At 63.8% G+C, this 14,492-nt stretch carries 13 protein-coding genes and 1 tRNA gene; 12 read left to right on the top strand and 2 right to left on the bottom strand.

All coding sequences use genetic code 11. The annotated features are described in order from the left end of the window. Positions 1–408: 408 nt before the first annotated feature. Positions 409–789: a hypothetical protein gene (locus K2Y56_RS14575; RefSeq protein WP_292508734.1), complete on the top strand. Its 381-nt coding sequence runs from the start codon at positions 409–411 to the stop codon at positions 787–789. 1,298 nt (positions 790–2,087) lie between these two features. Then, positions 2,088–2,582: a MarR family winged helix-turn-helix transcriptional regulator gene (locus K2Y56_RS14570; protein ID WP_292508732.1), complete on the top strand. Its 495-nt coding sequence runs from the start codon at positions 2,088–2,090 to the stop codon at positions 2,580–2,582. Between the two features lie 24 nt (positions 2,583–2,606). Here K2Y56_RS14570 and K2Y56_RS14565 read toward each other — a convergent pair. After that, positions 2,607–2,693 (bottom strand) — tRNA-Leu (locus K2Y56_RS14565). A 34-nt stretch (positions 2,694–2,727) separates the two neighbouring features. Between K2Y56_RS14565 and K2Y56_RS14560 the strand changes: the two genes are divergently transcribed. The 10 genes from K2Y56_RS14560 (at position 2,728) to K2Y56_RS14515 (ending at position 12,253) form a co-directional block, all read left to right on the top strand. Then, entirely contained in the window at positions 2,728–3,786 is a 1,059-nt protein-coding gene (locus K2Y56_RS14560; RefSeq protein WP_292508729.1) for a site-specific integrase, read from the top strand. Beyond that, complete coding sequence (locus K2Y56_RS14555; protein ID WP_292508726.1) at positions 3,783–4,193, top strand: hypothetical protein; 411 nt, start codon at positions 3,783–3,785, stop codon at positions 4,191–4,193. The genes K2Y56_RS14560 and K2Y56_RS14555 overlap by 4 nt, the downstream gene beginning before the upstream one ends. A 357-nt stretch (positions 4,194–4,550) precedes the next feature. Continuing rightward, positions 4,551–6,374 carry a phosphogluconate dehydratase gene (gene edd / locus K2Y56_RS14550; RefSeq protein WP_292508723.1) on the top strand — a complete coding sequence of 608 codons (1,824 nt, stop codon included), beginning with the start codon at positions 4,551–4,553 and terminating at the stop codon, positions 6,372–6,374. Positions 6,375–6,417: 43 nt separating this feature from the next. Then, a complete protein-coding gene (gene eda / locus K2Y56_RS14545) occupies positions 6,418–7,035 on the top strand; it encodes a bifunctional 4-hydroxy-2-oxoglutarate aldolase/2-dehydro-3-deoxy-phosphogluconate aldolase (RefSeq protein ID WP_292508720.1) in 618 nt (205 codons plus the stop codon). A gap of 427 nt (positions 7,036–7,462) precedes the next feature. After that, entirely contained in the window at positions 7,463–8,395 is a 933-nt protein-coding gene (locus tag K2Y56_RS14540) for an amino acid ABC transporter substrate-binding protein (RefSeq protein ID WP_292508717.1), read from the top strand. A 112-nt stretch (positions 8,396–8,507) separates the two neighbouring features. Then, positions 8,508–9,230: an amino acid ABC transporter permease gene (locus K2Y56_RS14535; protein WP_292508714.1), complete on the top strand. Its 723-nt coding sequence runs from the start codon at positions 8,508–8,510 to the stop codon at positions 9,228–9,230. 43 nt (positions 9,231–9,273) lie between these two features. After that, positions 9,274–9,966 carry an ABC transporter permease subunit gene (locus K2Y56_RS14530; protein WP_292508711.1) on the top strand — a complete coding sequence of 231 codons (693 nt, stop codon included), beginning with the start codon at positions 9,274–9,276 and terminating at the stop codon, positions 9,964–9,966. A gap of 46 nt (positions 9,967–10,012) precedes the next feature. Continuing rightward, complete coding sequence (locus K2Y56_RS14525) at positions 10,013–10,741, top strand: amino acid ABC transporter ATP-binding protein (RefSeq protein WP_292508739.1); 729 nt, start codon at positions 10,013–10,015, stop codon at positions 10,739–10,741. A gap of 121 nt (positions 10,742–10,862) precedes the next feature. Then, positions 10,863–11,480 (top strand): hypothetical protein, encoded by a 618-nt coding sequence (locus tag K2Y56_RS14520; RefSeq protein WP_292508708.1) that lies wholly within the window; start codon positions 10,863–10,865, stop codon positions 11,478–11,480. Between the two features lie 143 nt (positions 11,481–11,623). After that, positions 11,624–12,253: a PRC-barrel domain-containing protein gene (locus K2Y56_RS14515; protein ID WP_292508705.1), complete on the top strand. Its 630-nt coding sequence runs from the start codon at positions 11,624–11,626 to the stop codon at positions 12,251–12,253. A 93-nt stretch (positions 12,254–12,346) separates the two neighbouring features. Here K2Y56_RS14515 and K2Y56_RS14510 read toward each other — a convergent pair whose 3' ends face one another. Continuing rightward, positions 12,347–14,443 (bottom strand): EAL domain-containing protein, encoded by a 2,097-nt coding sequence (locus tag K2Y56_RS14510; RefSeq protein WP_292508703.1) that lies wholly within the window; start codon positions 14,441–14,443, stop codon positions 12,347–12,349. Positions 14,444–14,492 lie beyond the last annotated feature (49 nt).

Here is a 14,492-nt window from a genome sequence, read left to right as displayed (position 1 = left end):
ATGGTGGCCGGCTTCGCCTCGGAACGACGGCCGGCTTCAAATCGGAATCCCCGGCCGGCTTCGTCGGAATACGCATGTTGCTCTCAGCCGGGGAGTTCTACCTTTTTTCTCCTTAAGCACACCGTCAGCACACCGTCAGCACACCGTCAGCACACCATCAGCGCACCTCAAGCGCACCATCAGCACCACTCACGCACACCATCAGCCCTCACTCATGCACACATCATCACCCCTAGAAGGGAACCATCAGACCACCACACGCCCTCTAAGTGCCTGATAAAGCTGCCCTAAGCATTTTCTTTTTGTCTCCGTGCATTTTCTGCTTTACAGGGGTGGATAGTTGGTGGCAAAAGGGGATCACAGCAGACGAACTGCTGAGGCAACCTATCCACCCTAGAGGATTAGATCATGACTGACATCTATGCCCAGCATCGTAAGGCGTTCGCTAACGTGTCCGCTTACGTGGTCCTTAAGGACGGCGAAAGGGTCGCTACAGTGGCCTTCAAGTTCGGTAACACGGTGACCGCTTACGTACATTGGATTGGGACTAAGATGGCTCGAGGACGCGCTGTAGGTGGTGGTTATGATCGGCAGACAGCGGCGGTACAGATGGCAGTAAAGAACGCTAAGGCTCAGATGGATGATGCGGCACAAGACCCGATGATCCACACTAACGCTCAGGCTCGCGCGCTTGGGGACTTCCGCTTCGCTGTCCTGGCTGGGGATGATGGGCAGACGTGGGCGCGCAACCTCGAGAAGGCGGGCTTCACGGTGCTGTCGGCTGTCTAGTCCTATCCACCCCTGCAACACATCACGCACACTAGAGGATCACATCATGGCACATTCACGCACCGCTACTCCTGATGTCTTCAGCCGCTACGGGGCACCGATGGGGCGTCGCTCAGAGGCCGTTCACAACCTCGACTGCGCCCAGCGCATCCAACTGTTCCGCATCAGGCTCAATGGGGGAGGCTACGACGCTGGTGGGGCTTACTGGGGCTCAGGACAGCCTCTCTGGTGCGCCATGGATCACACGGGGGAAACGGTGTTCTTCCGCGCCCCTCACCGTGAAAGCGCCAAGTGGTGGCTCAGAGACAGTCACGATACGCCTGAGGCTGTCCGCTTCTACCGCTGATCTATCCACCCCTGCAAACCACTTCATCTCACATTCGAGGCACATCATGACCGCTTACATCCTCGACGCACTCTATCTCCTGGCCCTTGGCTGTGCCCCAGCCGCCACACTCGCACTGATCGGTGTCCTCACGTATTGACTTATCCACCCCTGAGGAACACAACGCTACACATTCAAGGCGCGTCAGCGACCCTCACGCGCCCGTTACAATCCACCCATGAGGAACTCATCATGTACGAACTTTCACTGATCCTGGGGACCTTCAGCATCCTATCCACGGTCGCTCTGGCCTTGGGCACCTACGCAAGCTGATCTCTCGATAGGAATAACGGGGCTGTGGATAGGTGGATAATCCTCCTAGCACCATGGCCCCGTTCCTGTTACGTTCTCATGATCAGCCATTCTAGGCGGGCGAGGGCGACATGATGATGATCGGTGCAATATGTCCCGTCCCGGTCATGATCCCGTCACCTTCACGGTGCTGATCACATTCCAGTGACTGTTGCTTAAGAGCCCAACACGCTCTGAACGCCACAAACTCTAGTGTTGAGTTCACAAGCTGTGAGTATCCCACAACAGAGGGATTCTCGCAATGCGTTCTGTCGGTCTGTTGGAGCACCATGAAAGCAGATGTTCGACAACTTGCACAGCGGGTTTCTACACGTACCGTTGATTGGTGACTTCCACGTCGAGTTCCGAAGCCCTTGTAGGGGTCGTTGGTGGCTTGACGGTGCTTCAAGCGGACGGAGTCAGGAGCTGTTCATGGGCTCCACACACGTCATCTGGGACAGCAACCCACGCGGGCTTGTGGTCCTGGCGTTATTCACAGGGTGGCTTATTAACTCGCCGGTGGGTATGTTGGATTTCATCGGGTAAGCCTGGGAACAATCTCACGGGTGAGGAGTTCTCGGAGCGAACCCTAAGCAATCTACTCCTCACCTGGAGCATTAAGATGACCCCAGAGATCGTTGCACAGTCACGCTCATTGGCGCATGTGGGCCACATCCAGCCCGCCTACCATGAGCGTAGAGTGTCGAATCAAACTCCCACGATGTGGGCCAAGCGTGCCATCGACGCGACCCACGTTCAGCGCAAGCTAGGTGACCTGATGACACCTCAGGCGCTGCAGGTCGTCCTAGCCGTATACGAGCAGCATGGGATCACCATGCAGGGCATCGAGAAGCGCACGAGACTCGCTCTAGGCTCTGTCTCTCGGAACCTGATGTCTCTTGGTGAGTGGCACAGGCTTGGTAAGCCAGGGCTTGGGCTAGTCGAGACGGTTGACGATCCTACTGAGCGTCGTCGCAAGATCGCGTTCCTGACCAAGAAGGGTCGGGAGTTCGTTGAGGAGTACCTTTCGGCCCTCACAGGCGAAACGATCATCATTGATAGCCCGACCTCGAGGGACTTCCTCTCGAAGACCTACAGCGCCAACATCCGCCGCTGAGCCTACCCAAATGCCTCGTTAGGATGGTGGCGACTGAGGGAATCGAACCCTCACGCCATTCCTGGCGAGGCATTTTAAGTGCCTTGTGTCTACCAGTTTCACCAAGTCGCCTTACACTAACCTATCCACCCATGAGGAGTAGATCATGCCCACTAAGCGAGGCTCAAGCTGGCAAGGAATCGTGTACCACACGTCACTAGCCGGTGGCCGTGTACGTCGCAACTTCGAGACTGAGAAGGCCGCTAAGGCGTGGGAGCTGGACAGCAAGGCACGGCTCATCCGAGGCGAGCCAGTGGACCTTGGCGACAACGTCAAGCACGCCTCACAGCGCAAGCAGGGCCTGCCTCACACGCTTAACGAGCTGGTATCTCATGTCGAGGCGAGCCGTTGGGCTGCTAAGGAGAGCGGCTCGAGGCAGGCTGACAACGCCAGAGACATCATCAGGCTCATCGGGGCCAACAGGCCAGTCAGCTCCATCAACAAGGCTGACATCGATGTGGCTCGAGGCAAGCTCCTCAAGATGGGCAATCAGCCCGCTACGGTGAACCGTAAGGTGGCCGCTCTCTCCACCTGCCTGACTGAGGCCGTGGATATGGGCCTGATCGTGGGCAAGCCTAAGTGCGCTAAGTTCGCTGAGAGCGAGCATCGAATCAGGCGCTTCACTCCTGAGGAGGAGGCCACAGCCCTCGACTACTTCGAGCGCATGGGTGAGCTATGGATGGCTGACTTCATCGCTCTGAGTGTGGATACGGGGCTCCGTCAGGGCGAGATGCTCAACCTCCGTCACAGAGACGTACAGGCTGACAAGCTCATGGTCTGGGGCACAGGCGCCAAGTCAGGCAAGACCCGCTCAGTGCCCCTTACAGGCCGCGCAAGGGACATTCTGGAGAAGCGGGCGAACCTCGATTACCGCAAGGACAACGAGGGGTTCACGACAGCCCTGTACGTGTTCGATGTGACCCGCTTCGCTGTGTCCTGGCAGTGGGACAAGCTCTCAGCACTGCTGGGCCTCGTGGATGATGCGCAGTTCGTGCCTCACATCATGCGCCATGAGTTCTGCTCGAGGCTCGCTGATCGTGGCGTGAACGCATCAGCCATCAAGGAGCTTGCAGGCCATTCAAGCCTGTCGGTGACACAGCGTTACATCCACATTAACGCTGCTGCTTTGGTCAGCGCGATCCAGGCGTTAGAGGTGAGAGCATGACGACACCGCCGAAGCCCAAGAAGCGGGCTGAGAAGAAGGTTCCTGATCTCCTCCTGCCTGAGGTTCAGGAAGCTCTAGGCGGGCCTGAGAAGGCTGATGCGATCCTGTACGCTGCTGCCTACCGTATGCTGATCCAAGATGGACCTTACGTGTGGGAGATGACCCATGACGAGCGTGTAGAGGCCCGTCTGGGCTTCTTCCGTGAGTGGCAGACGAGTGACGAGAAGGACCAGCTCATCTACGTCCTCAAGCTGGTGGCTGACAGCTTCAACCACTGCCATGGGACGATGCCGTTGGTCATCCATGCGCTCACCATCGCTGACCTCGAGAACGAACGGCTACCTAACTGGGTGGCGCAGTCAGTTCGCGTTATAGAACGGTATCTTAGAACAACACGCAGAGACTAATCTCGCAGAGAGTCGCGGTGGTGGTGGAGAGCGCCACACGTACTCCACGCCACCCAGATGAATACCACCCCTGCACACATTCACTCCACGTTATCAGTGCCTTACGCCCTTTGTAATCCGAACCAACGAGACTTAAAATCTTGCGGCCGAAAGGCTGTGCGGGTTCGAGTCCCGCCGTCCGCACCATCGTACCGTGCTTGAAACCCGGGCTTGTGCGGCGCAACTGACAACCTCCGGAGGTGGCGCGGAACGTGCTCGGCGGGGATCGCCTGAACGACGACTTCTTCGGCGCGCATGGTTTCGCCGCCCGCCCTGGTGCCGTTTCCCGGCGCCCCTGGACCAAACGGAAGGATCGCCATGGCCGAGCTTCATCCCGAGATCGCCACCGTCACGGCGCGTGTCGTCGAGCGCTCGGCGCCATCGCGAAAAGCCTATCTCGACCTCATCGCGAGGGAGCGGGAATCCGGCGTCCATCGCCCGATGCTGAATTGCGGCAACCTCGCCCACGGCTTCGCCGCCTCCGGCGAGGACAAGCCGGCGATCAAGGCTGGTCGGGCGATGAATATCGGGATCGTCACCGCCTATAACGACATGCTCTCGGCGCATCAGCCCTACGGACGCTACCCGGAGCAGATCAAGATCTTCGCCCGCGAGGTCGGCGCCACCGCGCAGGTCGCCGGAGGCGTGCCGGCCATGTGCGACGGCGTCACCCAGGGCCAGCGCGGCATGGAGCTGTCGCTGTTCTCGCGGGACACCATCGCGCTCTCCACAGCCGTGGCGCTGAGCCACGGCATGTTCGACGGAGCGGCGCTCCTCGGCATCTGCGACAAGATCGTGCCGGGCCTGCTGATTGGCGCACTTCGCTTCGGCCACCTGCCGATGATCCTGATCCCGGCGGGACCGATGCCCTCGGGGCTCGCCAACAAGGAGAAGCAGCGCATCCGCCAGCTCTATGCCGAGGGCAAGGTCGGCCGCGACGAGCTGCTCGAATCCGAGTCCGCTTCCTATCACGGGGCGGGCACCTGCACGTTCTACGGCACCGCCAATTCCAACCAGATGATGATGGATGTGATGGGCCTGCACATGCCCGGCGCCTCCTTCATCAATCCGGGCACCAAGCTGCGCCAGGCGGTGACGCGGGCGGCGGTTCACCGCCTTGCCGCCATCGGCGCCAACGGCAACGAGTACCGGCCGCTCGGGCTCTGCGTCGACGAGAAGGCCATCGTGAACGCCGTCGTCGGCCTCCTCGCCACGGGCGGCTCCACCAACCACGCGATCCACCTGCCGGCGATCGCGCGGGCCGCCGGGATCGTGCTCGACTGGGAGGATTTCGACCGGCTCTCGGCGGTCGTTCCGCAGGTCGCCAAGGTCTACCCGAACGGCTCGGGCGACGTGAACCATTTCCACGCCGCCGGCGGCATGAGCTACGTCATCGCCAGCCTGATCGATGCCGGGCTCCTGCACGACGATCTCCTCACCGTGGCGGGCTCGCGCCTGCGCGACCATGCCCGCGATCCGAAGCTGATCGAGGACGAGCTCGTCTTCGAGGAGGCGCCGGATCATTCCCACGACGAGTCGATCCTCCGGGCGCCCGCCAACGCCTTCAAGGCCGATGGCGGCATGCGGCTGGTGAAGGGCAATCTCGGCCGGGCCACCTTCAAGACCAGCGCTGTCGATTCATCTCGGTGGACGGTGGAGGCGCCGGTCCGCGTCTTCGACGATCAGGACGACGTCATGGCGGCGTTCAAGGCCGGCGAGCTCGAACGCGACGTGGTGGTGGTGGTCCGGTTCCAGGGGCCGAGGGCCAACGGGATGCCGGAACTGCACAAGCTGACGCCTCAGCTCGGCGTGCTGCAGGACCGTGGATTCAAGGTCGCCCTGGTCACGGACGGGCGGATGTCGGGGGCTTCCGGTAAGGTGCCGGCGGCGATCCACTTGACCCCCGAGGCGCTCGGCGGCGGTCCGCTGGCGCGGCTGCGGGACGGCGATGTCGTCCGCTTGAGCGCGGAGGAGGGGAGTCTCGAAGCCCTCGTCGATGCGCAGGATTGGGAGGCGCGCGCGCAGGCAGTGCCGCCGCCACCCGCTTTCGGAACCGGCCGCGAGCTCTTCGCCTTCATGCGCCACGGTGCAGACGGCGCCGAGCAGGGCGCCTCCGCGATGCTCGCGGCGGCGGGGCTCTGAGAAGGTCCGCCGACGACGTCAGATCACCCTGAGAGGAAGCCCCATGACCGCCATCGACGCCCTGATGCGCTCCGTTCCCGTCATCCCCGTCCTGGTGATCGAAGATGTCCGCGATGCCGAGCCGATCGCGCGGGCGCTGGTGAAGGGCGGGCTGACCGTTCTCGAAGTCACATTGCGCACGCCGGCCGCCCTCGACGTCATCCGCGAGATGTCCAAGGTCGAGGGGGCGGTGGTCGGCGCCGGCACGGTCCTCAACCCGAAGGATCTCGACGCCGCGCTAGAGGCGGGCGCCAAGTTCATCGTCAGCCCCGGCCTCACCGACCCGCTCACCAAGGCGGCGATCGAGAGCCGGGTGCCCTACCTGCCCGGCATCGCCAATTCTGCCGACATCATGCGCGGCCTCGATCACGGCCTCGACCGCTTCAAGTTCTTCCCCGCCGAGGCCTCCGGCGGGATCAAGGCGCTGAAGGCTCTCTCCGGCCCCTTCGGCCAGGTCCGCTTCTGCCCCACCGGCGGCATCACCGAGGCCAGCGCGCCGGAATGGCTCGCCCTCAAGCCGGTTCTCTGCGTCGGCGGAAGCTGGGTCGTACCCGCCGGGACCCCGCAGCCGGAAATCATCCGCCGCGCCGCCGAAGCCGCCGTCAAGCTGCGTGCACCGTAAGGTCGCCTCTCCGGAGGGGGCGCTCGCGCCTCGATGAGCCTGCCGTGGCGCACCCCCGCCGTCGCAGCGGCAACGAGGAACGAGCAGACGGGCTTCAAGCTCATCGGACTGGGGGATTGAGAGCCAGCCGGGGCCGGCCGGAACACCTGCACAAATGACAGGCAGCTTCGGCGACAAGTATCGGCGGGCTTGCCCGACAACGTCTCTTCTCCGGCCGAGCTCGTGCCGCTAGCCTCGCGGCGCTCGGAACGCGTGACTTTCACGCTGCCCGAGCCGGCGATCCGAACCCGTCACCCGAGGTAACGATCGTTTAATGAGGGGACGGGTGGCCGGTTCGTATTGCGGCCCGTCCGCCGACTGATAAGCTGACGTCTGCTGGGCAGCGATGCCGAGGCCAAGAAATCATCCACGAGGAGCAAGTCCGCATATGCACACGAGCCACCAGCGCCGTTCGCGCGGATCCATCGGCCTATTGTTCGGCGTCTCTACCCTGCTGGCGGCCGGAGCGGCTCAAGCTCAGGATCTGACGGGGACGTTGGCGAAGATCAAGGAGACGGGTGCGATCGTGATCGGCTACCGCGACGCGTCGGTGCCGTTCTCGTATCTCGACGGCGACCAGAAGCCGGTCGGCTATGCTTTCGAGATCTGCAACAAGGTCGCCGATGCGGTCAAAGCGCACCTGAAGCTGTCCAAGCTCGAGGTGAAGCTCAACCCGGTGACCTCGGCGACCCGGATCCCGCTGATCGCCAACGGCACCGTCGACCTCGAATGCGGCTCGACCACCAACAACGTCGACCGCCAGAAGCAGGTCTCGTTCACCAACACCCACTTCCTGACCGCCACCCGCTTCGTGGCCAAGAAGTCGGCCAAGCTCGACAAGATCGAGGACCTAAAGGGCAAGACCGTGGTCTCGACCTCGGGCACCACCAACATCCGCCAGATCAACGAGGCCAACACCGCCCGCAGCCTCGGGCTGACGATCCTGCCGGCCAAGGACCATGCCGAGGCCTTCCTGATGGTCGAGACCGGCCGCGCCGTTGCCTTCGTGATGGACGACGTGCTTCTCGCCTCGCTCGCCGCCGGCTCCAAGGAACCGGGCGCCTACGCGATCTCGTCGGAGGCGCTCTCGGCTCCCGAGCCCTACGGCATCATGCTTCGCAAGGACGACGAGCCGTTCAAGAAGGTCGTGGATGCGGCCACGGCTGCGCTCTACAAGAGCCCGGAAGGTGCGGCGCTCTACGATAAGTGGTTCACGAAGCCGATCCCGCCGCGCGGCATCAACCTGAACCTGCCGATGAGTGAGCCGATGAAAAAGGCCTTCGCGAGCCCGAGCGACAGCGCGGATCCCGCAGCGTATTGAGACCGTGAGAAGCCGCTTCTGCTTGTTTGGCGGGAGCGGCCGCACTGGAATGCGGCGCGAGGGCTGAACCGCCCCGACTTTCCCCTCGAGACAGAAGATCTTGCCCTAGCCAATGAACTATAACTGGAACTGGCGCATCTTCTTCGAGCCCTCGCCAGAGGGGACCGGCACGTATCTCGACATGCTTCTGTCGGGGCTCGGGTGGACGATCGCCACGGCCCTCTGTTCCTGGATCATCGCCTTCTTCCTCGGCTCGGTGATCGGCGTCCTGCGGACGCTGCCGAGCAAGACCGCGAATGCCATCGGGACCAGCTATGTCGAGCTGTTCCGCAACATCCCGCTCCTCGTCCAGATGTTCCTCTGGTACTCGGTGATGCCCGAGGTGGTGCCGACCGAGTGGGGCAACTGGCTCAAGCAGTTGCCGAACGCCTCGTTCTACACCGCGGTTATCTGCTTGGGCTTCTTTACGGCCTCCCGCGTCGCCGAACAGGTCCGCGCCGGTATCGAGTCTCTGCCGCGCGGCCAACGCATGGCGGGCACGGCCCTCGGTCTGACGACGGCACAGACCTACCGCTACATCCTGCTGCCGATCGCCTATCGGGTCATCCTGCCGCCGATGACCTCCGAGTTCCTCAACAACATGAAGAACACATCGGTCGCGCTGACCATCGGCCTCCTCGAGCTGACGGCGAGGGCTCGGTCGATGCAGGAATTCTCCTCGCAAGTGTTCGAGGCCTTCACCGCCGCGACGGTGATCTACCTCCTGATCAGCCTTCTCGTGGTGACGCTGGCCGGCCGGCTCGAGACCCGCGTCGCGGTTCCGGGCTCGCGCTGATGCATCGCCTTTCCTCGCTCTTCATCGCGATCTGAGGTCGCCCATGTTCTCGGATTTCGATTTCAAGGTCGTGCTCTCGTCGCTGCCCTACGTGTTCGGCACCGGCATGGTCTTCACCGTGACGCTGACGGCGCTCGCGGCAACGGGGGGCATCATTCTAGGCACACTCATCGCGATGATGCGGTTGTCGGGTATCGCGGTGCTGGCCTGGCCGGCCAAGATCTACGTGAACTTCATGCGATCCCTGCCGCTGGTGCTGGTGATCTTCTGGTTCTATTTCCTCGTGCCCTATATCGGCCAATGGCTGACAGGTGCGTCGCGGCCGATCTCGGTGGGCGCCTTCACTTCTGCGCTCGTCACATTCACCTTGTTCGAGGCGGCGTTCTTCTCGGAGATCATGCGCGCCGGCATTCAGTCGATCCCCAAGGGACAGACCGCGGCGGCCCAGGCGATCGGGTTGTCCTACCGCCAAACCATGGCGACCGTGATCCTGCCCCAGGCCTTTCGGAACATGCTGCCGCTCCTGCTCACGCAGACGATCGTGCTCTTCCAGGACACCTCCCTCGTCTACGTGATCTCACTGACCGACTTCATGGGCGCTGCCTCAAAGGTGGCGCAGCGCGACGGCCGCCTGGTCGAAATGTATATCTTCGCAGCGCTGGTCTACCTCGTGATCTGCCTCGTCGCCTCGACCCTCGTGCGGCGTCTGCAGCGCCGCGTCGCCATCATTCGCTGAAGGCCCGCCCATGTCTGCTTCCGCATCGCCGAAAGCCACTGCGCCGATGATCTCCATCGACGCGATCAGCAAGTGGTACGGGCCGGTCCAGGTCCTGAAGGACTGCACCACCCAGGTGACGAAGGGCGAGGTCGTCGTCGTTTGCGGGCCCTCGGGCTCGGGCAAGTCGACCCTCATCAAGACCGTCAACGCGCTGGAGCCGATCCAGAAGGGATCGATCACGGTGGACGGCATCGGCGTTCAGGCCAAGGGGACCGACCTTCCCAAGCTGCGATCCCGTGTCGGGATGGTGTTCCAGCATTTCGAGCTGTTCCCCCACCTCTCGATCACCGACAACCTCACCCTCGGTCAGCGCAAGGTGCTTGGCCGCTCGGCGGAAGCCGCGCGCACCACCGGCCTGAAGCTCCTCGACCGCGTTGGCCTCGGCGCCCATGCGCACAAATATCCAGGACAGCTCTCTGGCGGCCAGCAGCAGCGCGTCGCCATCGCCAGGGCGCTGTCGATGAACCCGATCGTGATGCTGTTCGACGAGCCGACCTCGGCCCTCGACCCCGAGATGGTTGGCGAAGTCCTCGACGTCATGGTGGGACTTGCCAAGGAAGGCATGACCATGATGGTCGTGACCCACGAGATGGGCTTTGCCCGCAAGGTCGCCAACCGGGTCGTCTTCATGGATCGCGGCGAGATCGTCGAGGATGCCACGAAGGACGATTTCTTCGACAAGCCGCGGTCGGACCGGGCCCAAGCCTTCCTGTCGAAGATTCTGGCACACTGACTCCACTCGTCACGGAAGCACGAAAGGCCATCCTTCCGCTTGACAGAGAGAGTGGCACCCGTCTGACATGCGGGCTTGGGAAAGGCGTCGCCGACAGACGCCGCGACGGGAGAGACGTGTCATGCGTGGCGTAGGTTCGGCGATCCTGATGCTGACGACCGTGTTGCTGCCGGTCTCGGCCTCCGGGCAAGGGGCGCCCGGCGGCGGAACGCCCGCGAATATCTGCAAGGAGCTCGCGACCTTCGTCCATCCGCCGGCTGCGCCGGCGCCGGCCCCCGCCGCGGCACCGGGTGGCCAGCCTGCGGTACAGGCGCCGAGCCAGGCCGGTGCGACGCCGCAGCCACCTGCGGGCGGCGGTGATCCCCAGAAGACATCAGGCCTCAGCGCACCGACTGGCAACAGCGGCCCGGGTGCCGCTGGGCCGCAGGGAGCCACCCAGAACGCGAACGCGCCCTCGGGGGCCGGCGTGCCGCCGGCTCCGAAGGCCGCTGCAAATCCCGCCGCTGCTGCAGCTCCATCCCCGGCAGCGCCTGCCGCCCCCGCGCCTCCTCCGCCGAAGAAGCCGTCTCCCGAGGATGTGGCACGCGCGGACGCCGCCATCGGCAGCAACGACATCGCCGCCTGCCAGGCCTCGGCTCGTGGCATGCGCAGGGCCGGCGTGGTCATGCCCGCACCGCTGATGTCTCTTGCCGCCCTGGATCTGAAGTTCCTCGTTACCGCGGCCGACGCGCCGAAATAAGGGCCCTGGATCCTCCCGAGGAATACCTACGAAACCGGGCCCGGCATGCCAGGCCTGAACCTTCGGTGCCTGGCGACCGTTTGCATCGGGCAAGCGGGCCGAACTCCATGAGGGTTCGGCGTAGGCGATGGACGGAGGATGACATGAACACGACCACCCGCAGCGCTCTCGCGGCGCTGCTCTCCGTCGTCCTTGCCACGTCGGTCTGCGCGCAGACGCCTCAGCCAAGTCCCGCCTTCCTCGCCGAGCCGCCCGCGGGAGGGCAGTCGGCCACCGCTCTCGTTGGGCTCGACGTCATTGGGATGGATCACGAACGGATCGGGCGCACCGAGGATGTCGTCATCGATTCCGATGGTCGTGTCCGTGCGGTGGTGATCAGCGTCGGCGGTTTCCTGGGGATCGGGAAGAAGCAGGTCGCCGTGCCTTTCGACCAGCTCGTCTGGGTGCCCGAGGATGTCGCGCCGGCATCGCAGGTCCGGTCCAATACCGTGGCCGGAAATGCCCCAAGCGGGGAGGCGGCGAACACGGCCGGACCGGCTACTATGCCCGGAGCCCAGGTCTCGAACGAGGTGCTGGCAAGCGTCGACGAGAAGCGCGGCGGCGTGGTGAGCGACGCCACCGGTTCCGTCGTCGCCAAGGATCAGTCACGCGGCCAGGCGACGACCTCGGCCGCCGCATCACCGAATCGCCTCATCCGCGCGGAGGCCCGCCTGACCAGGGCGATGCTTGAGGCCGCGCCTGCTTATGCGCCCCGCGCCGAAGCGGCGCGCTGACCGCGAGACGCGCAAAGCACTTCGCCGGCGACCGACCTGGGTGCCTCAATCGCGGTTGAGCAGTCGTCCAGAGGATGCTCGTGGAAAAGGCCGTCAGCCGGTTCGGCCGAACTGCGCGTCCGACGAGAGCACGTCCAGGATCTTGCTTGCCAGGGCGTCCGGCCGGAAGGGTTTCACGAGGAAACCATCGACTCCCGCGTTCCTGGCGGCGATGCGCGATGCCGAACGGGCATTGGCGGTGAGCATCAGGAACCGGATGCTCGCGAATGTGGGATCGGCCCTCATTCGGCCGAGCAACTCAATCCCACTCACCGGCTCCATGTTCCAGTCCGAGATAACGAGACCGAACCGCCGGCCAGAGAGAAGATTCCACGCCGCTTCGCCGTCTGTGGCACAGGAGACATCACTGAAGCCGAAGCCGGCCAGCATCGCCGCGAGGGTGGCGCTGACGATCTCGCTGTCGTCGACGACGAGGACCGGGATGGCAGCCGGGCCGAACGGGCGAAGGAGGTCCCTGAGACTTCCGAGCGAGCGGGCTTCGCCCGATCTGGCGGCTGCAGGCGAGCGTGAGCCGACGAAGGGAGCGAAGCGGTCGATCGGCCCGGCCGGGCTCACCACCTCGCCCTGAATGCTGTCGACACCTGCTTCGATCAGCATCTCGCGCATGGCCGGCGTGGCGACTGCGGTGGCGCCGACCCGCAGCCCGAGAGAGCGACAGGCGGCGATGATGGCGTCGAGACGACGGCTGTTCTTCGCGTGTTCATCGGCGAAGACGTTTCCAAGACGGACGAGGTCGAAAGTTCCGTCGGCGATCGCGGAGAGGGAGGACGTGCCCGAGCCGAACTCGTCGAGACCGACCTGCACGTCGAGGGCCTTGAGCTTCGCCAGCGTCTCCGACGTCGCTTTCGCATCCTGGAGCAAGGTGGCCTCGCTCACGCTGATACGAAGGCGCGCAGGATCGAGACCGGAAACGTCGAGGGATTGTTGCGCGATCAGCGAGATGTCGCTTGTCCTGACCTGGAACAGCGACATCGCCACCGCGATGCACAAGGGCCGCCCCCAACTCGCGGCCTGGCGGCAAGCCTTGTGCAAGGTCCATTCGCCCAACGCCGTCATTAGTCCGGCCTGCTCTGCGATGGGGAGGAAGACGGCTGGATCCACCAGACCGAGCCGCGAGCTGTGCCAGCAGAGCTGGGCCTCCAGTGCCATTACTGTTCCGGAGGCTACCTCAAGCTGCGGCTGATAGACGAGGTCGAGTTCCCCCCGGTCGATAGCGTGCATCAGCTCGGTTTCGATGGCGCGCCGCCGCCGTAGCGCCTCGTCGAGCGAGGGATCGAAGAATCGATAGGTGTTCTTTCCTTCGCGCTTGGCCTTGTAGAGGGCGGCATCGGCATTCTGCAGAAGCTCCTCGCCGATGGTGCCGTGGTTCGGGCAATAGGCGATCCCGATGCTGACACCGAGATGGAGCGGAAGGTCGCCGATCAGGAGCGGGCGGCCGATCGCCTTGATCAGCCGCTCGGCGAGCCGGACGGATTGATGGGGCTCGGTGGTATACGCCTGAAGAATCAGGAATTCGTCGCCGCCGAGGCGAAAGACGTGGTCTGTCTCGCGCGTCGTCTCGCTGAGACGCCGGGCGACGATGCGAAGAGCCTCGTCGCCGGCGGGGTGGCCATGCCCGTCGTTGATCGCCTTGAAGCCGTCGAGGTCGAGGCACAGCACGGCGTAGTTCGCGCCGTAACGCTCCGCTCTCGCCTGCTCTGCGGCAAGGGCGTGCTGCAGCCCCAGACGGTTGCTAAGGCCGGTGAGCGGGTCATAGCTGGCGCTGCGACCGAGCTCCTCCGCCGAGCGGCGCGCCCGCAGGTCGTGGAAGGTGAGGACGTTGGCCGCGGCGCCGTCTAGCTCGATCCGACGCAGCTGTATTGAGACGTCGGCAGAATTCGGACCAGCCAGCGCGACCTCGATCGTGCCTGACGCATCGTCGTCGGCGAGCAACTCGCGCAGTGTGGTCCTGTGCTTCTCGATCACGAGGTCGGTGACATCGGCGCCGACGAGCGAGTGCGGCGGTTGCTCGACGAGTTGACCGAGGCTCGGATTGGCATCGAGGACGATACCGTCCGTCGAAACGATGGCGAGACCGTCTACGATGACGTCCGACAGGACGCGAAGCTGCTGCAGCGCCGCTTCGCTCACGCATGGACTATCGTGATGTTGTTTCATGTGGCTGGACGCTGGTCTCATC

The sequence above is a fragment of the Methylobacterium sp. genome, assembly GCF_019745455.1.
In the GTDB taxonomy this organism is placed as follows: Bacteria; Pseudomonadota; Alphaproteobacteria; order Rhizobiales; family Beijerinckiaceae; genus Methylobacterium.
Note: the sequence above shows the minus strand (reverse complement) of the source record. Positions and strands in the feature narration are given on the sequence as shown.